This is a genomic window from Schauerella aestuarii, from assembly GCF_009866805.1.
GTDB classification, from domain to species: Bacteria; Pseudomonadota; Gammaproteobacteria; order Burkholderiales; family Burkholderiaceae_B; genus Schauerella; species Schauerella aestuarii.
Genome location: NZ_SIZW01000043.1, coordinates 349,018 through 369,202, shown reverse-complemented (window position 1 = coordinate 369,202; position 20,185 = coordinate 349,018). Strand labels below are relative to the sequence as shown.

Annotated in this window: 15 protein-coding genes and 1 pseudogene; 4 read left to right on the top strand and 12 right to left on the bottom strand. The window is 62.1% G+C overall.

The genetic code is table 11. The features are described from left to right. Nucleotides 1–22: 22 nt before the first annotated feature. Nucleotides 23–1,108, top strand: a complete 1,086-nt coding sequence (locus tag EYW45_RS21080; RefSeq protein ID WP_202444850.1) for a hypothetical protein — start codon at nt 23–25, stop codon at nt 1,106–1,108. Nucleotides 1,109–1,121: 13 nt separating this feature from the next. Here EYW45_RS21080 and EYW45_RS21075 read toward each other — a convergent pair whose 3' ends face one another. Beyond that, complete coding sequence (locus tag EYW45_RS21075; RefSeq protein WP_161137420.1) at nt 1,122–1,736, bottom strand: hypothetical protein; 615 nt, start codon at nt 1,734–1,736, stop codon at nt 1,122–1,124. A gap of 342 nt (nt 1,737–2,078) precedes the next feature. Here EYW45_RS21075 and EYW45_RS21070 point away from each other — a divergent pair, with 342 nt between their 5' ends. After that, on the top strand, nt 2,079–2,492 hold the full coding sequence (locus EYW45_RS21070) for a GreA/GreB family elongation factor (protein ID WP_161137419.1): 414 nt from the start codon (nt 2,079–2,081) through the stop codon (nt 2,490–2,492). A gap of 181 nt (nt 2,493–2,673) precedes the next feature. Here EYW45_RS21070 and pstB read toward each other — a convergent pair whose 3' ends face one another. From pstB to ppk1, 5 genes are all read right to left on the bottom strand, one after another. After that, nucleotides 2,674–3,459, bottom strand: coding sequence for a phosphate ABC transporter ATP-binding protein PstB (gene pstB, locus EYW45_RS21065; RefSeq protein WP_161137418.1), 786 nt, complete (start codon nt 3,457–3,459; stop codon nt 2,674–2,676). A gap of 45 nt (nt 3,460–3,504) precedes the next feature. Further along, nucleotides 3,505–4,365, bottom strand: a complete 861-nt coding sequence (gene pstA / locus EYW45_RS21060) for a phosphate ABC transporter permease PstA (RefSeq protein WP_161137417.1) — start codon at nt 4,363–4,365, stop codon at nt 3,505–3,507. 35 nt (nt 4,366–4,400) lie between these two features. Beyond that, complete coding sequence (gene pstC, locus EYW45_RS21055) at nt 4,401–5,414, bottom strand: phosphate ABC transporter permease subunit PstC (protein ID WP_161137416.1); 1,014 nt, start codon at nt 5,412–5,414, stop codon at nt 4,401–4,403. 133 nt (nt 5,415–5,547) lie between these two features. Then, nucleotides 5,548–6,597, bottom strand: coding sequence for a phosphate ABC transporter substrate-binding protein PstS (gene pstS / locus EYW45_RS21050; RefSeq protein WP_161137415.1), 1,050 nt, complete (start codon nt 6,595–6,597; stop codon nt 5,548–5,550). 357 nt (nt 6,598–6,954) lie between these two features. Further along, entirely contained in the window at nt 6,955–9,024 is a 2,070-nt protein-coding gene (ppk1, locus tag EYW45_RS21045; protein ID WP_161137414.1) for a polyphosphate kinase 1, read from the bottom strand. A 276-nt stretch (nt 9,025–9,300) separates the two neighbouring features. Between ppk1 and ppx the strand changes: the two genes are divergently transcribed. After that, nucleotides 9,301–10,785 carry an exopolyphosphatase gene (ppx, locus tag EYW45_RS21040; protein WP_161137413.1) on the top strand — a complete coding sequence of 495 codons (1,485 nt, stop codon included), beginning with the start codon at nt 9,301–9,303 and terminating at the stop codon, nt 10,783–10,785. A gap of 290 nt (nt 10,786–11,075) precedes the next feature. On the opposite strand, the pseudogene EYW45_RS21035 reads toward ppx, so the two are convergent. Further along, a pseudogene (locus EYW45_RS21035) lies at nt 11,076–11,852 on the bottom strand (GNAT family N-acetyltransferase); the annotation flags it as partial. Nucleotides 11,853–12,234: 382 nt separating this feature from the next. On the opposite strand from EYW45_RS21035, the gene EYW45_RS21030 reads away from it, so the two are divergent. Continuing rightward, on the top strand, nt 12,235–13,533 hold the full coding sequence (locus tag EYW45_RS21030; RefSeq protein WP_161138009.1) for a chloride channel protein: 1,299 nt from the start codon (nt 12,235–12,237) through the stop codon (nt 13,531–13,533). Between the two features lie 14 nt (nt 13,534–13,547). Here the strand turns inward: EYW45_RS21030 and EYW45_RS21025 are convergent, their stop codons facing one another. From EYW45_RS21025 to folP, 5 genes are all read right to left on the bottom strand, one after another. After that, nucleotides 13,548–15,974 (bottom strand): TonB-dependent siderophore receptor, encoded by a 2,427-nt coding sequence (locus tag EYW45_RS21025; protein ID WP_161137411.1) that lies wholly within the window; start codon nt 15,972–15,974, stop codon nt 13,548–13,550. A 313-nt stretch (nt 15,975–16,287) separates the two neighbouring features. Next, nucleotides 16,288–17,280 (bottom strand): FecR family protein, encoded by a 993-nt coding sequence (locus EYW45_RS21020; protein ID WP_161137410.1) that lies wholly within the window; start codon nt 17,278–17,280, stop codon nt 16,288–16,290. Between the two features lie 61 nt (nt 17,281–17,341). Beyond that, on the bottom strand, nt 17,342–17,851 hold the full coding sequence (locus EYW45_RS21015) for a sigma-70 family RNA polymerase sigma factor (protein ID WP_161138008.1): 510 nt from the start codon (nt 17,849–17,851) through the stop codon (nt 17,342–17,344). Between the two features lie 137 nt (nt 17,852–17,988). Next, nucleotides 17,989–19,344: a phosphoglucosamine mutase gene (glmM, locus tag EYW45_RS21010; RefSeq protein WP_161137409.1), complete on the bottom strand. Its 1,356-nt coding sequence runs from the start codon at nt 19,342–19,344 to the stop codon at nt 17,989–17,991. After that, complete coding sequence (folP, locus tag EYW45_RS21005; protein WP_161137408.1) at nt 19,344–20,183, bottom strand: dihydropteroate synthase; 840 nt, start codon at nt 20,181–20,183, stop codon at nt 19,344–19,346. Before folP ends, glmM begins: the two co-directional genes overlap by 1 nt. Nucleotides 20,184–20,185: the final 2 nt, after the last annotated feature.

Genomic DNA, 20,185 nt, shown 5'->3' with positions numbered 1-20,185 from the left:
GTTTTCGAACCGCAAAGCCGCCATGTTCCTTGCCCACACAACGCGCGTTAACCATCGGTACGGCGCCTTTGCACTGCCGCTAGGCCTCCTAGCGGCAGCGGCCACGATCACGTTTTCAAGTGCGGTGAAAGCCGCATCACCCACGCAGCCACCCGCTCCCCAAACCTGCACCACAGCCGCCCCCGCCTGCTTCACCACCTTCACACCCCCAGGCGCCGCAGGCACCCTCACCTACTACACCTCCCAACCCACCCCAAGCTTTTCCGCCCCCACCGCCGCCCTGATTGCGCTGCACGGCCACCCGCGCGACGCGAACAGGACCTTTAACGCCGCCATCTCGGCCGCGCAATCCGCTGGTCGACTCTCCGATACCCTGATCATCGCCCCCCTCTTCCAGGTCGCGGCCGATAACGCCTCCCGTTGCGAAACCCCTGGCGCCCCCGCAGCCCAACCCGGCAACATCGTGTGGACCTGCAGCAGTTGGATGGCGGGCGGCGCGGGGAAGGTTGCCTCCGCCCCCAGCATCACGTCCTTCGCGGCGCTAGACGCCTTGATCGACGATCTGCACCAGAGATACCCCTCGATCAAAACGATCACCGTATTTGGCTTCTCTGCAGGCGCACAGACTATCCAGCACTATGTCGGTTTCGCCAACCCAAGCGCTGCGGGCACGGTCCGCCTGCGCTTCGTCGTCTCCGATCCCGGCACGTGGCTCTATTTCGACGCCTACCGCCCTCAACCACCGGCAGATCCCGCCACCTGCCCCACGATCAACACCTGGAAGTACGGCACCGATAAGCTGCCTGCCAATCTAGGCCGCACGGCGGCGCAGGCGCGCGCGCATTATGCGCAGGCCGAGGTGCACTACATGGAAGGCGCGTTGGATACGGGGGATGGCCGAGCGGCTTATTACAAGATTCTGGATAAGTCGTGCGCGGCGCAGGCTCAAGGTCCTTATCGGCTGGAACGCGGTTTGGCTTATGCCGCCTACGATCGCAAGCTGATCGCGCCGCATAAGAACCGTGAAGTAACGGTGGTGCCGGATTGTGGGCACAAGGTGGAATGTGTGCTGCCATCGCCTGCGGCGCGGCCGGTGGTGTTTCCTTAAGCCAGGATACTCCTCAGTTCGGGCGCTGCAGCGCCAATGCCTCTAGCGGCAGTTCCATATCTCGCGCGTCAAGCACGGCAAGCATCCAGCTCACAAACTTCAGATTCAGCGTGAGAAAGCAGATGGCCAACCTGCCCGCCGCATCTACCGTGGCCCATTCGAGGAGCCCGCCGTCTGCTGCACCCTGCTCGTCAAGCGCCAGGGTTTGCGCAAAGCTTGCGCACCCGCCTACCAATCCGGCCGTTTCGCAGGTATCCACGGCTGTTGCCATTGCCAGCACTTTCTCGCCGCGCACCACAAGCTTTTCACCCAACTGAATGGCGTCAGCCAATGCATTGAACTGGTTGAAAGCAAATCCAAACCCGCTGGGCATGCCGAGCTTGCCGCAGAGCATGACTTTGGTGGGAAACGGCACGACCAGTCGCGTGAACATGTCCGAGTCCGCAGTCATCTTCGAAGCCCAGACGTTGAGCAAACGTTCCAGGCATCCCTGCGCGCAGGCGACGACCACGGCGGCGTCAGACTGGCTGACAGCGCGCGTAAGCGTGACGAAATCCTGGGGGTTAAGTGCGCTTTCGAAGCCGAGCCCGAGGGGCACGGTGGTGGCGGAAAGATTGAAATCGTTCATGACGGGCGACGCGGCGGATGTCATTCGTTTGGATGAGGTTGAGCATGCCACAAAAAGGGCCGCGATTCCGGGTTGTTGCACATCCCCATCACTCTCGCGATGCTGTACGATAGGTTGATGTACTCCCTTTGCCCCCGAACCCTCGTGTTGCCCGCCGCCGATCGTGCGCGGGCGATGGGTCGTCGGTGCGGCCAGCTGTACATTCTCAAGCCGGACCGCGACGCACATATTTAAGCCCGGCGGCCTGTCACACCTTCCCTCCTGCAGTTTTGGACCGCCGGGCCACAGTTCTCTCGTGTCACGCGTCCGTCAATCATGCCGGGCGTTTATCCGGAGCTCGCCATGCCAGCCTCATTTGGACCCGACCGAATTTTTTCGGAACTCGACCACGCGCGCATTTCGCGTTTGGCGCAACAGCACGTGTCGCCCGACGGCAATCCGCCGGCGATCGTGGATACCCTGGACGAAGGCGATACCGTTCCGCCGCGCGATATCCCGCCCGATGTGGTGACGATGAATTCGCGCGTGCTGGTGAGCGACACCGCCGGCGACCAGCGCGAAGTGGTGCTGTGCTATCCCAAGGATGCGGATATTGCCCAGGGCAAGCTGTCGATCCTGTCGCCGATCGGCGCAGAGTTGCTGGGCCGCCGCGTGGGCGAAGAAGCGACGTTTGCTACGCCCAACGGCAAAGAGACAACGCTACGTGTGGAAGGGATTCCTTTCCAGCCTGAAGCGAACGGCGATTATCTGCTGTGATGGCGGGGCAACAGGCCGCGTTCCGCAGGTAAGTGCGCGGCGCTCGCGCCACTGCAGCCACAAAACAAAAGCGCCGAATTCAACTGAATCGGCGCTTCGTTTTATTTGCGTCAACGCTTTATGCATCGGCGCTTTTCCGCGGGCGCGGCTAACTCAAACACCGCCGCACGCGTTCAAGCCCTTAACCGAATCGACCAGTGATGTAGTCCTCGGTTTCCTTGCGCGTGGGCTTGACGAAGATCTGGTCCGTTTCGCCAAATTCCATCAGCTCGCCCAGGTACATGTAGGCGGTGAAGTCCGAGCAACGGGCCGCTTGCTGCATGTTGTGGGTCACGATCACAACGGTGTAGTCGTTCTTGATCTCGGCGATCAGCTCTTCGATCTTGGCGGTGGAAATGGGATCCAGCGCCGAGCACGGTTCGTCGAGCAGTAGCACTTCGGGCTTGATGGCCACGCCGCGTGCGATGCACAGGCGTTGTTGCTGGCCGCCCGAGAGGCTGTTGCCGCTTTGGTGGAGCTTGTCTTTCACTTCGTTCCACAGCGCAGCCTTGGAGAGCGCCCATTCGACGCGCTCTTCCATTTCGCCTTTGCTGAGCTTTTCAAACAGGCGCACGCCGAAGGCGACGTTGTCGTAGATGCTCATGGGAAACGGGGTGGGCTTCTGAAACACCATGCCGATCTTGGCGCGCAAGAGCGAGATGTCCGTTTTCGAGGTGAGCAGGTTCTCGCCGTCGAGCAGGATTTCGCCGTCGGCGCGCTGGCCCGGGTAGAGCTCGAACATGCGGTTGAACGTGCGCAAGAGCGTCGATTTGCCGCAGCCCGAGGGGCCGATGAAGGCGGTGACCTTTTTCTCGGCGATCTGCATGCTCACGTTTTTGATCGCATGAAACTTGCCGTAGTAGAAGTTGAGATCGTTGACCTGCAACTTGGAGTGCAACGGCGCGGCGGCAATAGCGGTTTTATCCATGACGGCAAAATCCTGTACGGGCGCCGATGCGCCCGGGTTTGGCATTTATTGTTGACGGAACAAGTTGCGGGCGATGATGTTGATCGCGAGCACCAGCAGAGTGATCAGTGCAGCACCGGCCCAGGCCAGCGTGTTCCAGTCGGGGAAGGGGCTGGCGGCGAATTGGAAGATCACGACCGGCAGGTTGGCCATCGGCGCATTCATATCCCACGACATGAACTGGTTCGACAGCGCAGTAAACAGCAATGGTGCGGTTTCGCCGGCGATGCGGGCCACGGCGAGCAATACGCCGGTGATGATGCCCGAGCGTGCAGCGCGGTACGACACCATCATGATCATGCGCCACTTGGGGCAACCCAAGGCCACGGCGGCTTCGCGCAGGCTGTTGGGCACGAGCATGAGCATGTTATCGGTAGTGCGCACAACGACGGGGATGACGAGAATCGACAAGGCGATCGCGCCGGCCCAGCCAGAGTAATGACCCACCTGATACACATACACGGCGTAGATGAAGAGGCCGATGATGATCGACGGGGCCGAGAGCAGCACGTCGTTCAGGAAGCGCGTGGCCGGCGCGAGCCAGCCGCGTTGGCCATACTCGGCCAAGTAGGTGCCGGCGAGAATGCCGATCGGGGTGCCGATGAGCGTACCCACGCCCACCATCATGACGCTACCGAAGATGGCGTTTGCCAATCCGCCCATTTGACCGGGCGGCGGCGTGATTTGCGTGAACAGCGTATACGACAAGGCGCCGGCGCCTTTGTAGACGAGCGTGCCGATGATCCAGAACAGCCAGAAGAGGCCGAACAGCAGCGCGATCAGCGACAGCACGAGCATGATCTTGTTGACCATGCTGCGGGTCTTGTACACCTTGTTGTTCATCGAGAGAACGGGATTGGCGGCCATGCTTTTTCCTAGTGTAAGCGCGACGCGAGACGCGATCAGCTCTTCGTGCCTTCGGATTTCGACAGACGCACCAGCATGAACTTGGCCAAGGCAAGCACGATGGTGGTGATCAGGAACAGGATGAGTCCAAGCTCGATCAAGGCGGCCTTCTGCAAGCCCCCAGCTTCGTTGAACTCATTGGCCAGTGCCGATGCAATCGAGTTGGCGGGCGAGAAGATCGAATCGGGTGTACGGAAGGCATTGCCGATCACGAAGGTCACGGCCATCGTTTCGCCAAGCGCGCGGCCCAGGCCCAGCATGATGCCGCCCACCACACCTGTTTTGGTGAAAGGCAGCACCACTTTCCACATGACTTCCCAGGTGCTGCTGCCCAAGCCGTAGGCCGACTCTTTGAGCAACGGCGGCACCAGTTCGAACACGTCGCGCATGACCGCGGTGATGAACGGGATGACCATGATGGAGAGGATCAGGCCGGCGGTGAAGATGCCGATACCGAACGGGGGGCCGGTGAAGAAGCCGCCGATGAAGGGGATGCCGGAAAGCACCGCAATCATGGTGGGCTGGATGTACACCTGGAAGATCGGGACGAAAACGAACAGGCCCCACATGCCGTAGATGATGGACGGGATGGCCGCCAGCATTTCGATGGCGGTGCCCAAGGGGCGACGCAGCCAGGTGGGCGAGAGTTCGGTAAGGAACATCGCGATGCCGAAAGACACAGGCACGGCGATGATGAGGGCGATCGCTGACGTGAGCAAGGTGCCCACGATCGGCACGACCGCGCCGAATGTGGTGTTGACGGGATCCCAGTCATTGGTCCAGAGGAACGACGGGCCGTAACCGACCAGAGCATCCCAACTGCCGTAGATGAGCGAGATCAGAATCGCGGCGAGAAGGCTGAAAACCAGAAACGCAAAGGTGCGTGTGAGGTTTCTGAAAATCGCATCGAATAACGCGTTGCGGCTTTTTTTCATGGGCTCAGGGGTGCCAACCGTAGCACCAGACTTGGGTTGAGACATCGGCCCATTATGATTCATTACCGCACTCATGGATGCGTGTTCCTAAAGGTTGAACCGGTGGCAAGACAGGAGACCGATGATCGACACGGCGCGCGTACCCTTTTCAGGCAACACGCGCCGCGCGATGATTTGACGCTTACTGCTCATCGCTTCGCTTGAAGCATTACTTCCAGATTGCCGAACCGTCGGCAGCCTTGATGTCCGTCTTCCAGGTGGCGACGATTTTGTCCGTCACTTCCTTGGGCAGGGGCACATAGTCAAGCGCCGAAGCCGACTTGCCACCGTCCGTCCAGGCCCAGTTGAAGAAGTCCATCACAGCCTTTGCTTGCTGCGGCTTGTCTTGCGACTTCTGCATCAGGATGAACGTGGCGCTGGTGATGGGCCACGACGCGGCACCCGGTTCGTTGGTCAGCACGACACCCATGCCCGGGGCGCTGGCCCAGTCGGCGTTGGCGGCGGCAGCAGCGAAGGCCGATTGCTCGGGTTGCACGAACTTGCCGTCGGCGTTTTGCACTTGCGTGTGCGACAGCTTGTTTTGCTTGGCGTAGGCGTATTCGACGTAGCCGATCGAGTTCTTCAGCTGGCCGACGTAGGCGGCGACGCCTTCGTTACCCTTGCCGCCTTGACCCACGGGCCACTTCACAGCCTTGCCTTCACCCACGGTCGACTTCCACTCGGGGGACACTTTCGACAGGTAGTTGGTCCAGCCGAAGGTCGTGCCCGAGCCGTCCGAACGGTGAACGACGACGATGTCGGCGCTCGGCAACTTGACGTCGCTGTTCAGCTTCTGGATCGCGGGATCGTCCCACTTCTTGACCTTGCCCAGGTAGATGTCGCCCAGCAGTGCGCCGGAGAGCTTGAGCTGGCCGGGCTTGACGCCGTCGATGTTGACGACCGGCACCGTGCCGCCGATGACGGCGGGGAACTGGACCAGGTTGTTCTTCGACAGGTCTTCAGCCTTCATCGGATCGTCCGATGCGCCGAAATCGACCGTCTTGGCGATGATCTGTTGCTGACCGCCGCCCGAACCGATGGATTGGTAGTTGACGGCCACGCCCTTGGCGGCCTTGTAATCCGATGCCCATTTGGCATAGATCGGGTACGGGAACGAGGCGCCTGCGCCCGTTACGGAGGTCGATTGCGCGTGCACCGCGAAAGCGGCAAAGCCCAGAGCTGCGCCGATCGTAACTTGTTTGATAACACGGTTGAACATTTCAGTTCCCTTCAGTGTTCGTTGGAGATTGCGACCGCGGCTGATACGCCGCTGTTCCTGTCTGCAGGCCGTCACCGCTGTGATCGGCCATCAACGGAACGAATGGTAAACACCGAAGATGACAAGATAGTGACAGTAAAAAACATGTCTTTTTGGCGGTGCAACGGCTGCGCATCCGAGCGAAATGACGGATAGCGGGTCAACGCCCGCCAGTCGACCGGAGCGAGGGCCGGATGAAGATCCAGCATTAAGCGGCTTTTGCGATGGCAAGTCTGGCCAGCTCAGCATGCGCCATCAAAACGTAACAGCCCAGCGCGGGCCTGTGCCGGCGCTGGGCTGCTGAGCCGGTAGGTCACCCTACCCCAGGACGCGGATCAGCTCCTGATGCAGGTTGACGGGCTCGCCACGGCCCTTCACGCGGGCGTAGTCGCCATCGGGTTGCTGCACCCAGGCCAATTGGTTGTCACGCAAGGCATAGGTGAAGGATTCGTTGATCACGCGCTTTTTGAGCACGGGGTCATTGACCGGGAAAGCGATTTCGACGCGGCGGAAGAAGTTGCGGTCCATCCAGTCGGCCGACGACAGATAAACGCGCTCTTCGCCCTCGGCGTGGAAATAGAACACGCGGGCATGCTCAAGAAAGCGGCCGATGATGGAACGCACGCGGATGTTGTCGGACAAACCCGGCACACCGGCGCGCAGCGCGCACACGCCGCGCACGATCAGATCGATTTTCACGCCGGCCTGGCTGGCCAGATAGAGCTCCTCGATCACGGTTTGCTCGAGCAGCGAGTTCATTTTGGCCATGATGCGCGCCTTGCGGCCGGCCTTGGCCGCTTCGGCCTCGGCGCGAATCATCTCGACCATCTTCTCGTGCAGCGTAAACGGCGCCTGCAAGAGTTGCTTCATCGGCCGGCGTGCGCCAAGACCGGTGAGCTGCGAGAACACGCGATCCATGTCTTCGCACAGCGCCGAGTCGGCGGTGAGCAAGCCAAAATCGGTGTAGAGCTTGGCCGTGCGGGGATGGTAGTTGCCGGTGCCAAGGTGCGCATAGCGGCGCAGGCGGCCTTTTTCCCGACGCAGCACGAGCGCCATCTTGGCGTGCGTTTTATGGCCCACCACGCCATACACCACGTGCGCACCCACTTCTTCGAGGCGTGCGGCCCAGTTGATATTGGTTTGCTCGTCAAACCGCGCCATCAATTCCACCACCACCGTCACTTCCTTACCGGCCTGTGCAGCCCGCAGCAGGATCTGCATGAGCTCGGAGTCTTCACCGGTGCGGTAGATGGTTTGCTTGATGGCCATCACATCGGGATCGAGCGCGGCCGCCGTCAGGAAGTCGATCACCGGCTGGAACGATTGATACGGGTGATGCAGCAAGCGATCTTGCTGGGCGATCGCGGCGAACATGGCGGTCGGCTTGTCGTCCACCTCGTCGAACGGCGCCGGCATGATGGCGTGGTAATCCGGAAACAGCAGATCGGGGCGACCCACATTGCACAGCTGCATCAGGCGCGTGAGGTTGACCGGACCGTTGACGCGATAGGTGTCGTCCGGTCCCAGTGAAAACTCGCGCTGCAGAAAAAGTTCGAGCTCGGGCGGCGTGAGCTTGTCGATCTCCAGGCGCACCGCTGCACCGAAATGCCGTTGCGACAATTCACCTTGCAGCGCATGGCGCAGGTTCGTGACTTCTTCTTCGTCGACGAACAGATCGCTGTTGCGCGTCACGCGCCACTGGTAGCAGCCCTGGATTTCCAGACCGGGAAACAGTTCGCCCACAAACGCGCGCAAGAGCGATGTCAACAGCACATAGCCGTGCGGATGACCGGAGATCTCGGAGGGCATCGACAGCAATCGCGGCAAGGCGCGCGGCGCCTGCACAATGGCGATCGTGGCTTTGCGGCCGTAGGCATCTACGCCGGAGAGCGGAACGATGAAGTTCAGGCTCTTGTTGTAGACGCGCGGAAACGGATGCGCCGGATCGAGGCCGATCGGCGTCAAGAGCGGCATTACATCGCGATTGAAGGTTTCGCGCGCCCATTGCAACTGGGCTTCGTTCCATTCGGAGGCGTGATGCAGCACGATGCCTTCGGCATGCATGCGGGGGAAGATATCGTCGTTGAGCAGCGCATACTGGCGCTGCACGAGCCGATGGACGGCGCTCTCCACTTCGTCCAACGCCGCGTCGGCATTCAGGCCGTCCATGCCCAGCAGTTGGGGATTGGTGCGTTGCTGAACTTTCAGGGTCGAAATACGGATCTCGAAGAACTCGTCCAGATTCGAACTCACGATGCATACGTACCGCAGCCGCTCCAGCAACGGGGTGCTGGGCTTTTCGGCCATGGCCAATACACGCTCATTGAACTTCAGCAGGGACAGCTCACGATTGAGAAATAGCGGCTCATTGGGCAATCGCGTCGTCATACAAGGTCCATTTGTGACAAGTCATCCAGTTTTACTGCAAATTCGTGACGCTTCCATGACAGCGCGTTAAAAAGGACAAAGGGTGTGATGAGTGGGGCGCTCACCTTAAGGCACAAACACACGTCACCCCCCCGAAAAAGCGTCCATCCAATTGAAATAACCGCGCCCACCGGTGCGCTCCCGCCGATGGATGAGAGCGTAAGCCTTCATGGCCCAGGGACTGTCATATGACGTACTTATAATCCCCCCACATTTCAGCTTTTGAACACGGATGTCATGAACAATCTTCTGGCAGCGGTCGACCTCGGCTCCAACAGCTTTCGCCTGTCGCTCGGACGCGTCGTCACGCAGGATGGCGTGCCGCAGATCTATCAGATCGACCGCCTGAAAGAAACGGTGCGGCTGGCGGCTGGGCTCGATGCCGACAAGCGCTTGAGCGGTGAAGCCATCGATCGCGCCGTGGCGGTATTGGAGCGGTTTGGCGAGCGGTTGCGCAGCTTCCACCCGGATCGCGTGCGCGCCGTGGCCACGAACACCTTTCGCGTGGCCCGCAATACCCCTGAGTTTTTGCCGCGCGCAGAAGCGGCGTTGGGTTTCCCCATCGAAGTGATCGCGGGGCGCGAAGAAGCACGGCTGATCTACAACGGCGTGGCACACACGCTGCCGCCCTCACCCGAAAAGCGCCTGGTGGTGGATATCGGCGGCGGATCGACCGAAGTGATCATCGGCAAGGGTTTCGAGCCGCAGTTGATGTCGTCGTTGTACATGGGCTGCGTAAGCTATAGCCGCCAGTTCTTCGCCGACGGCATCGTGGATGCGCATCAGATGAAGCTGGCCGAACAGGCCGCACGCCGCGAGATCGAAGTGATCGCCCGCCAGTACCGCAAGGTGGGCTGGAAGGAAGCGTACGGCTCTTCCGGCACGGCCAAGGCGTTGTTTGCCATTCTTACGCAGTGCGGGTTTTCGGAAACGGGCATCACGCGTGCCGGCCTGGCCCGCCTGAAAGACCGGATCGTGCGCTCGGGCCGCGTGGTGCCCGAAGAATTGCCCGGCATCAAGCTCGAGCGCAGCGATGTGCTGCCGGGCGGGCTGGCGATCATGTCGGCCATTTTCGACGAACTGAATATCGACGTGATGTACACCGGCGACGGCGCGCTGCGATTGGGCGTGCTGCACGATCTGCTGGGGCGCGACGCCGAGCACGACAAGCGCGACGAATCGGTGCGGCAGTTCACGAAGCGCTATCACGTGGATACGGCGCAAGCCGCACGCGTACGGCATGCCGCGATCGCGTTGTTCGACAGCATCGTGCCGCAAGGTCAGCAAACCGAACTGCGCCTGGCGCTGGGCTGGGCGGCCGATCTGCATGAAGTGGGGATCTCGATCGCCCACAACACGTATCACAAGCACACGGCCTACATTCTCGAAAACGCCGATATGCCGGGATTCTCGCGGGCCGATCAGCAATTGCTGGCGCTGCTGGCACTGGCACACCAGGGCAAACTCAACAAGATCGAGCCGCTCGTGCGCCAGCACAAGCAGTGGCTGGCGATCCTTTGCCTGCGGCTGGCCGTACAACTGGCCCGCCGCCGCGAATCCATCTCGCCGCTGCCGCTGTCCTTGGCGGTGGATCACGACGACATCAAGATCCGGATCGATCAGGACTGGCTGGCCAAGCACCCGCTGAGCGACTTCACCCTGCGAGCGGAGGAGTCAGAATGGAAGAAGGTTGGTTTCTCTTTCGAGTTGCTTGAGTGCTGATCGCACTCCCCAGGTAAGACGGCGTACCGTTTTTACCTTCAGGCGGCGCCAGGCGCGCATCATGGCGCCGCCTAGCGCGAAAAACGCGGTGTGGTGACAAGGTCGGGCGCGGCGGTCCAACGGGCCGTCTCGCGCACTTGCACCTTGGCTGGCCTCGTGCCTGAGGCCGTGCCCGATCCCGTTCCTGTGCCGGTGCCCGATGCGCTACTCGACGCGCGACCAGCAGCGGCCATGGCAGCGTGCCCCGTGCCGCCTACGGCATGCAATGCGGCAGGCTTGGTGGGCGTGTATTCCAGCCCCAGATGCCGTCGATAGCGCGGATCCATGTTGAGGATATCGAGCATGACCGGAAAATCAGCGGCATTGAAATCGGGGTCCCAGGCCGGCTCGCCACACACCGTGGCGCCCAGCTTCATGTAGCCCTTGATCAGCGGCGGCAGACGCGCCGGCAACGTGCTGTTGAGCCGTTCGAACGGGTAGCGGTGCAGCGGTTTGACCTGCAGGTGTTCGCCTTCGGTACGGCGCGACGACACCTCGCGCCACACTTGTGCGGCCGTCACGCCATCGTCGCGCAGGCTCACGCTGGCGCAGCCCAGCACATAGCGATAGCCACCCGCGCGCAGCAATTGCGACACGCCGGTCCACAACAGCATGATGACGCCCCCGTTGCGGAAGTCGGGGTGGGTACACGAACGGCCCACTTCAACCAGGCCACTGCGAATCGGCGCGAGTGCGCTCAGATCGAATTCGGATTCGGAGTAGTAGCCGCCGGCAGCCAGCGCTTTTTCGGGGGTAAGGATACGATAGGTGCCCACCACCCGGCCGGTACTGAGTTCGCGCACCAAGAGGTGCTCGCACCATTGATCGTACCGGTCGCGGTCGATGCCATCCTTCGCGTGAGGAAAGACGACGCCCATTTCCTCGGTAAAGACGTTGTAGCGTAAACGTTGGATTTCTTCGATCTCGTCGGACGAGCGAGCCAGCCCGACGATCAGGCCGTTGCTCTCGACTTGAGGTAAAGCGGATAACACGTTGCGTTGCGCTTCAATGCGGACAAGTTCGTGCATATCAATCCCTCCAGGACGTTCATGGAAGTCTGACGGCCGCACATGTCACGTATTTGACGGTTGAGTGACAAGACTGTGAAAGTCTACCGCTGCCCGCCCTACCCCAGGCTGACAAGGCTGCGAATGTTGCAAACCGTTGTTTCTATTCAAGATGTGGAGGCGTTTGGCGCGATGAACGCCGTTGCATTGGCGCGACGCTGTTCGTTCTTGCAGGCGACGGAACGGCGGCTTTCGATGCCGATTTACCGCACTGTCAACTTACACGCGTAACATCTTCGGCGTGAAACCAGACGAACGTTGGCGCTATCTCTCCGCACGAACCCGCCGATTGGCACGCCGCAAGGCGCGTCAGACTGGCCGCCTGTCCAGAAAAAGCGCCCAGATGGGCCTGCTGCTGGGCGGTGCCGCGCTGGTCAGCCTGGTCTCGCTGGCATTTGCGCAGATGGCCGATTGGGCGCTCGAGAAGAATGCGGAGTGGATTGCGCACAACGGACTGTGGGCGTTTCTGCTGCTTCCCATCGGGCTGCCGATCATTCGCTGGCTCACGTTGCGTCTGGCACCGAATGCATCGGGCAGCGGCATTCCGCAGGTGATTGCCGCCTTGAGCCTACCACCGGGCCCCGCACAGTCGCGACTCGTGGGCTTGGCGCAATGCCTCTGGAAAGTGCCGTTGACCTTTGCCGGCATGCTGGCCGGCGCATCGATCGGCCGAGAAGGCCCGTCCGTTCAAGTGGGTGCGGCGCTCATGCTGGCCTGGGGCCAATTCTGGAAAGCACGCGGCTGGTCGTTGCGCGGATTTCATGCCAATGAATTGATTGCCGCAGGCGCCGCCGGCGGGTTGGCAGCGGCCTTCAACGCCCCGCTTGCAGGCGTGATCTTCGCCATCGAGGAACTCGGGCGCGGCACGGTGCTGCGTTGGCAGCGGCTGGTGTTGATCGGTGTGCTGGCAGCCGGCTTCATCGTGGTCGCCATCGCCGGCAACAACCCCTATTTCGAGCGTGCTACCGGCGTGGTCATCGCACAAAGCGTGGTCTGGTGGGTGCTGCTGTGCGGCGTGGTGTGTGGCGTGCTTGGTGGCATCTTTGCGCGGCTGTTGGGCAAAGGGCTGGCCGGTGTGGCGCCCGCGCGCTGCCGCGCGTGGGTGCGGCGTCATCCGATCTACTGCGCGGCCCTGCTTGGCCTGGCGATCGCTTGCCTGGGCGCGCTCACGCAGGGGTCGGTGTACGGCACGGGTTATGGGATCGCCAGTGGCTTGCTGGCCGGCGAGCATCCTGCGCCTGAGGGATTCGGTCTGGCCAAATTGGCCGCTACCGTGGCGTCGTACTGGGCAGGCATCCCAGGCGGGATTTTCACGCCGGCACTTACCACCGGAGCGGGCATCGGTGAACAAATCTGGCAGTTGGCCGGCGGCGCCGTGGATCAGCGCTTCATCGTATTGATTGCAATGGCTGCCTTTCTTGCGGCCGCCACACAGGCGCCGCTCACGGCCAGCGTGGTGGTGATGGAAATGACGGGCAACCAGCCCGCCCTCTTCTGGCTGCTGTTTGCCTGCCTGACCGCCTCGATGGTGGCGCGGCAGTTTTGCCCGCAACCGTTCTACCACCTCGCCGCGGGACGCTTTCGGCGCCAGTCGGTGGTGGACGCCGAACGCGAGACGCGCGAGCCGCGCGATCGGGCGTAACGACGCCTGGCCGTCTACCAGCGATAACTGACGGTGGCGTACAGCGTGCGCGGATCGCCGTAACGGCAGCCCGTTGCACCCGAGCATGTGACGAACCCGCGGTTGAACAGGTTGCGGGCGTTTACCGTCAGGCTCAGGCCGGCCATGTCGGGCGACACCGCGCCGAAGTCGTAGCTGGCCAGCGCGTCCACCAGGAACTGACCGGAGACGTTGCCTGGATAACCCGCCAGATTGGTCGAGCTGCCGTAGCGCACGCCTGCGCCAAGCTTCAAGCCGGTCAAGCCGAGGGAGCGCATGTCGCGATCGACCCAAAGCGAGGCGGTGTGCAACGGCACGAGCGACACCCGTTGATCCACCAGCAGGGGGTCGTTTGCTTTGATGGTTCGTGCGTCGGTATACGCGTATGCGGCCGTCACATTCCACGGACCCGATCCCATCTTGGCCTCAAGCTCGAGACCACGTGAACGCACTTTGCCGGTTTGCACGGAGAACGTGCTGTCGGCCGGGTCCACCGTGAGGGCATTGCGCTGCGTCAGATCGTAAATGGCTGCGCTGTAGAGCATGTTCGAACCGGGCGGCTCGTAACGCAGGCCAAGTTCGTATTGCGTCCCCTTCGTTGGCTCGAACGCATTGCCACTGCGGTCTACACCGATGGTCGGCGAGAACGATTGGCTCGCGCTCACATACGGCGCCAGGCCGTTGTCGGCCAGATAGACCACACCGGCACGCCCGGTGGTCGCGCTGTCCTGCAACGTCGTGTCGGCACCGGTCTGGTAGCTTTTCTGTTTGGTGTCGGCCCAATCGTGCCGCCCGCCAAGCACCACCACCCATCGGTCCTGCAGCTTGATCTGGTCTTGCGCATATAAGCCGAAGGCATCGCTGCGCGTGGCGATGCCGTAGTCGGCACCGGTCTGCACTATCGGTCTGGCGCCGTAAACCGGCGCGTAAATGTTCGCCAGCGGTGCCACGCTGCCGCTGTGACGATGCGACGTGTAGCTGCTTTTGTAGTAATCGGCGCCCACCAGTACGGTGTGATCGAGCGGGCCTGTGTCGCCCTTCCATTCGAGCGAGGTGTCGCCTGCCACACCGTAGGATTTTTCGGTGCGACTGATGACGCCGCGGCGCAAGGTTTGGCCGTTCGCCTGCAAGCCGCCGAAAGACAAATAATCCCAGTTGCCGTCGGCAGTGAAATAACGCGCGCTTTGGCGCACTTTCACGCGGTCGTTGAAGGCATGCTCAAACACATATCCTGCGGTGTAGCTGTCGGTGTTGTAGCGGTCGAAATTGGGTTCGCCGATAAACAGATCGCGCGGCAATGCGCCATTCAATGTGACCGCTGCGGGCAAGGGTGCCGCGAATTTGGTGCGGATGCGCTGGTAGCTGGCTAGGAAGGTGAGTGAGGTCGCCGCCGACGGCCGCCATGTCAGCGCCGGCGCCAGATACGTGCGATCGTCGGGCACATGATCCATCCAGTTATCGGCGTCGCGTACCAATCCGGTCAGCCGATACGACCACACCCCGTCTTCCGTCAGCGGACCCGAAAAATCACCGGAATACTGGCGCCGGCCATAACTTCCCGCCTCAACGTTGAGCTCTCGCAGGGGCTCGGTCGTGGGCCGTTTGCTGATGGTGTTCACCACGCCGCCCGGGCCCAGCTGGCCGTAGAGCACCGAGGCTGCGCCGCGCAACACTTCGACGCGCTCCAGACCGTACGGCTCCTGGCCGCCGTCATATACGCTGGATTGCAGCTTCAACCCATCGCGCAACTGACCGCTATTACCCGCCGCAACGTTGAAGCCGCGCAGCATGAAGTCGTCGACCATGCGGCTGAACGCGGGGGACTGCGACGCGAATCCCGGCGTGTAGCCCAAGGCATCGGCCACTGAGCTGGCCTTGACGGCACGGATCTGATCGCTGGTCACGACTGAAATCGACTGCGGCGTTTCGACGAGCGCGGTGTCGGTTTTCATTCCTGCGCTACCGCGATGTGCCACATAGCCGTCGACGTGGGCAAACGCCGTTTCGGCCGTTCCCAGCACGCGCACCGGCTCCAGTTCGGCTGCGGCCCCGGCGAGCGGCACTCGCCGCGCGCTGATGGTGTCGTTCGACGTCACCCACACTTCCAGGCCGGTGCCCTGCATGGCGCGGCGCACGGCCTCTTCCACGCTGTACGCACCCTGCACGGGTTGCGCCCGAACACCGGTGACCAATGCGGGATCGACCGATACCGAGCGGCCGCTTTGCTGCGCAATGCGCACCAAGGCATCGCTAAGGGGCATGGCCGGCAAATCGTAGCGCGCCACGCTGGCGGCACCCGTGCGGTTGGCCGCTGCGGATTGGGCGGCGACGCCGGTTGCCGACGCCGAAAGCGCGATCGCTACGCCTGCAACCAACCATCGAGGGGACGTGCGCGATGCGCGGAACTTGGACAAGCGGGGCATGGACGGAAACTCCAGATTCAGGGCGAGGTTTCCATGTCTGTGCAATGAGGTCGGCAAATGTGTTCAGCTAATGTGTAACGGTGAGCCTGATCGAGGCGGTGGCGATCGCCGACGCGGTGAATTGGCGATCGCTGCGTCGCTCCTCACGTCTTGCGTCTTGCGTCTCACGTCTTGCGTCTTGCGTCTTACGTCTTACGCCTACGCTTCACGCCTAACAACCTCACGTCTCACGCCTCACGCCGCACGCTACACGCAGCACAGCCTAACATCTCACGTCTCACGCATCACGTCTCACGTATCACAGCCTCATATCTCACGTTTCTCGCGTCTCGACCATCACCAATAACGCGCTGAAACGTCTGACAGTAATGGGCAGCGTCTGCGCCAGCGACACTAGCATCCCATCCGTATCATCGAGCGAGAATGCACCGAGCACGCGCAAGCGTGCGGCAGCTTCCGATACGCGCACCAGTCCACGCCGATATGGGCGCATGGCATCGATCACGTCGCCGAGCGATACGTCGCGGGCAACGAACATACCGGCGCGCCATGCCGCCAGATCCGCCAGTTGCGTAAGCGGCGCTGCGATCGACTGGCGCGTGAAGCGCAGCCCCATACCTGCTGCCACCGTTGCCCGCGACCCCGCAGCGTTGACGATGTCGACAGACTGCTCGACCACGGCCACACTGCTGCCTTCTTCCTCGCGTGCCAGCATGAAGTGCGCGCCCGCGGTGCGCGCCTGACCGTCTGCCGTACTGGCCACGAACGGCGCGGTCGCATCCTGCATGGCGCGCGCGAAAAGCGCACCGGCCTGCAGATGAATGCGGCGTTCGCCGCCGCCATACGCCACATTGACGGCCGACCGCGCATTGAGCGTGACGTCGCTGCCGTCCGGCAGCACAAACGTTTTGCGTTCTCCCGTGCCGGTGCGCAAATCGGCGGTGAGCGTGGCGAGGGGAATCTGGCGGTTGACGATCGCCGCGCCCGCGCCGGCGGCGACCAATACCCCGAGCGCGTTTCGCAGCAGCTTGCGCCGTTGCGGGCGCACGCGCAGCGCGGCATCCGCCATATGCGCCGAACTACTGCGCCGCAAGGGTTCGAAGGCGTTTGCCAACGCACCGCTCACTTGCGCCCAGGCCGCGTGATGACGGGGGTCGGCTGCGCGCCAGTCGTCAAAACGCCGTCGCTGCGCCTCGGTCATCGTGCCGGAACGCATCTGCACCATCCAGTCGATGGCGGCCTCGAGCGCAGCATCCGGTAAAGCAGCCGTGGGTGAGCGGACAACGGGTGACACAGTCGACGTCATGACGAAATCGCGATCATGAACGGAAACGGCAACGTGACGAAGCACCTCATCGAGAACGCGCTCACGCAGCGTCCGCCAACACGCATAACGTGATGGCCTGCTTCATGTAGCGGCGCACGGTCATCGCTGAAAGCCCCAAGCGCGCCGCAATTTCGGGATAGCTCAGCTCATCGATCTGGCTCAGCAAAAACACCGACCTTGCCTTGGGTGGCAGTCGCTTGAGCGCATGATCGATATGCATGAGCGCATCGACGACCAGCGCGCGTTCTTCCTCGGAGGGCACGCTCGCCGGCGTCGCCAGCATCAGCCCATCGAGATAAGCGCGCTCCAGATCGCGGCGCCGCCAGAAGTTGTACACAAGGCGCTGCGCAAGCGTGGTGAGAAACGCGCGCGGCTCGCGAATGGCGTCGAGTTCGCGGGCAGCCAGCAACCGCGCGAAGGCGTCATGTGCGAGGTCGGCGGCATCATGCCGGCAGCCGAGGCGGCGGCGCAGCCACTCCTGCAGCCAGGCGTGATGTGCGAGATAGAACCGCGATGCGTCGCAGTCTGAAGGATGCGCGGAAGTCGCCATGCGCGCGTTGACCAATTCGTAAATGAGAATTATGGTCATTTGCATCGCGCGGTGTCAAGGCACAGGGCGTGAAAAAGCCGCTTCGTTTGGAAGCGGCTCTGGGTTCGATGGTGTGGCTGAGAGACGGTTATCGCTGACTACTGCCAGCCGCCCTCGCTCACCGCAGCCAGCTTCTTGGCCGAGCGTTCGGCCAAGTCGGCATCGGCGGCTTCGACCATCAACCGCAACTTGGGCTCCGTACCCGACGCACGAATCAACACGCGGCCACGTTCACCCAGATCGGCTTCGACTTCGGCGCGCGCGCGCGCCAGGCCCGCGTGGGTTTGCCAATCGATGCCCGGCGTGAGGGGCACGTTGATCATCTTCTGCGGGTACATCTTCAGGTCGCCCAGCCATTCGGGCAGGCTCTGTCCGCTGCGGCGCAAAGCCTTGAGCACTTGCAACGCCGCAATGATGCCGTCGCCGGTGGTGTGGCAATCGAGGCACAGCAGGTGACCCGAGCTTTCGCCGCCGTACAACCAGCCGCGTGCCTGCATTTGCTCCAGCACGTAGCGGTCGCCAACGTTGGCGCGCTCGAACGGCACACCCATGCTGTTGAATTTGCGTTCCAGGCCAAAGTTGGTCATAAGGGTGCCCACCACCCCGTCGACCTTGCCGGCCTCGAGGCGCTCGCGCACGATCGCGAACAACAACTCATCGCCGTTATAGATGCGGCCGTCGCGGTCCACCATCTGAATGCGGTCGGCATCGCCGTCGAGCGCCACGCCGAAATCGGCACCGCGCGCCTTGACTTCACGTGCCAACGATTCGGGGTGCATCGCGCCCACGCCTTCGTTGATATTGAAGCCATCGGGCTCGCAGCCGATGGCGAATACTTGCGCACCCAACTCGCGAAAGACGTGCGGGGCAATGTGATAAGCCGCGCCGTGTGCCGCATCCACGACGATCTTCAACCCGTTGAGGTTGAGATCGTTAGGAAACGTGCCTTTGCAGAATTCGATGTAGCGGCCGGCGGCGTCGTCCAGACGACGCGCGCGACCCAGCTCTTGCGAGCCGACGCAGCCCAGCGGCTGATCGATCTCGGCTTCGATGGCGGCTTCGGTCGCGTCCGGCAACTTCATGCCTTTGGACGAAAAAAACTTGATGCCGTTATCGTTGAATGGATTGTGCGAGGCGCTGATCACCACGCCAGCCGCCAGGCGGAACGTGCGGGTGAGATAGGCCACACCCGGCGTGGGCAGCGGACCGGCCAGTAGCACGTCGATACCGGCGGCCGACAGGCCTGCTTCAAGGGCGGACTCAAGCATGTAGCCCGAGATGCGCGTGTCTTTGCCGATCAGCACGCGCGGGCGGCTATAACCCGAATTCGCGTTTTCGCGCACCAGCACGCGGCCGGCGGCATAGCCCAGACGCAGGGCAAATTCGGCGTTGATCACCGGTCCACCGACTTCGCCGCGTACGCCGTCGGTCCCGAAATACTTACGCTCGCTCATTATTGTGTGCCTCCAATTTCTACTGCTTGCCAGACTTTTAACGCGTCGACCGTTTCGGCAACATCGTGCACCCGCACGATGGACGCGCCACGCGCGACGCAAGCCAGGGCACCTGCCAGACTGCCCGCAAGGCGATCCCCCACCTCGCGGCCCGTGACGTTACCGATCATCGATTTGCGTGAAAGACCCACCAGGATGGGATAGCTCGAGACGCGCAAGTTCGAAAGCCGGCGTAAAAGTTGATAGTTTTGATCGACCGTCTTGCCGAATCCAAAGCCCGGATCGAGCACGATACGGCGCGGGTCGACCCACGCAGCACGCAAGCGTTGTGCACGCGCGCCCAGAAACACGCCGATTTCACCCAATAGATCGGTGTACTCGGGCGCGTCCTGCATGGTGCGGGGTTCGCCTTTCATGTGCATGACACACAGCCCGCATTTCGAGCCGGCCACCGCTTCGATGGCACCCGGCTGACGAAACCCGTAGATGTCGTTGATCATGTCGGCGCCGGCGTCGAGCACGGCACGCATCACCTCGGGCTTGAAGGTGTCGATCGACAGCGGCACGCCGCAATCGCGTAACCCTTCGACGATCGGCAGCACGCGGGCGAGTTCGTCCTCCATCGACACGGCAGGCGCACCTGGACGCGTCGACTCTCCACCGATGTCCAGGATATGGGCACCGTCGGCGATCAGACGTTTGGCATGTTGGATTGCGTGGTCGGGATCATCGTGCTGGCCGCCATCGGAAAACGAATCCGGCGTGACATTGACGATGCCCATAACCAACGGGCGCTCGAGGTCAAACTCGAAGCGCCCGCACAGGAAGTTATTGGCCATAC

What these genes read in the sequence shown, in the direction of transcription:
- EYW45_RS21080 (WP_202444850.1), top strand. Translation starts at nt 23, where the DNA reads ATGTTCCTTGCCCACACAACGCGCGTTAACCATCGGTACGGCGCCTTT.
- EYW45_RS21075 (WP_161137420.1), bottom strand. Translation starts at nt 1,736, where the DNA reads ATGAACGATTTCAATCTTTCCGCCACCACCGTGCCCCTCGGGCTCGGC.
- EYW45_RS21070 (WP_161137419.1), top strand. Translation starts at nt 2,079, where the DNA reads ATGCCAGCCTCATTTGGACCCGACCGAATTTTTTCGGAACTCGACCAC.
- pstB (WP_161137418.1), bottom strand. Translation starts at nt 3,459, where the DNA reads ATGGATAAAACCGCTATTGCCGCCGCGCCGTTGCACTCCAAGTTGCAG.
- pstA (WP_161137417.1), bottom strand. Translation starts at nt 4,365, where the DNA reads ATGGCCGCCAATCCCGTTCTCTCGATGAACAACAAGGTGTACAAGACC.
- pstC (WP_161137416.1), bottom strand. Translation starts at nt 5,414, where the DNA reads ATGAGTGCGGTAATGAATCATAATGGGCCGATGTCTCAACCCAAGTCT.
- pstS (WP_161137415.1), bottom strand. Translation starts at nt 6,597, where the DNA reads ATGTTCAACCGTGTTATCAAACAAGTTACGATCGGCGCAGCTCTGGGC.
- ppk1 (WP_161137414.1), bottom strand. Translation starts at nt 9,024, where the DNA reads ATGACGACGCGATTGCCCAATGAGCCGCTATTTCTCAATCGTGAGCTG.
- ppx (WP_161137413.1), top strand. Translation starts at nt 9,301, where the DNA reads ATGAACAATCTTCTGGCAGCGGTCGACCTCGGCTCCAACAGCTTTCGC.
- EYW45_RS21030 (WP_161138009.1), top strand. Translation starts at nt 12,235, where the DNA reads ATGGGCCTGCTGCTGGGCGGTGCCGCGCTGGTCAGCCTGGTCTCGCTG.
- EYW45_RS21025 (WP_161137411.1), bottom strand. Translation starts at nt 15,974, where the DNA reads ATGCCCCGCTTGTCCAAGTTCCGCGCATCGCGCACGTCCCCTCGATGG.
- EYW45_RS21020 (WP_161137410.1), bottom strand. Translation starts at nt 17,280, where the DNA reads ATGACGTCGACTGTGTCACCCGTTGTCCGCTCACCCACGGCTGCTTTA.
- EYW45_RS21015 (WP_161138008.1), bottom strand. Translation starts at nt 17,851, where the DNA reads ATGGCGACTTCCGCGCATCCTTCAGACTGCGACGCATCGCGGTTCTAT.
- glmM (WP_161137409.1), bottom strand. Translation starts at nt 19,344, where the DNA reads ATGAGCGAGCGTAAGTATTTCGGGACCGACGGCGTACGCGGCGAAGTC.
- folP (WP_161137408.1), bottom strand. Translation starts at nt 20,183, where the DNA reads ATGGCCAATAACTTCCTGTGCGGGCGCTTCGAGTTTGACCTCGAGCGC.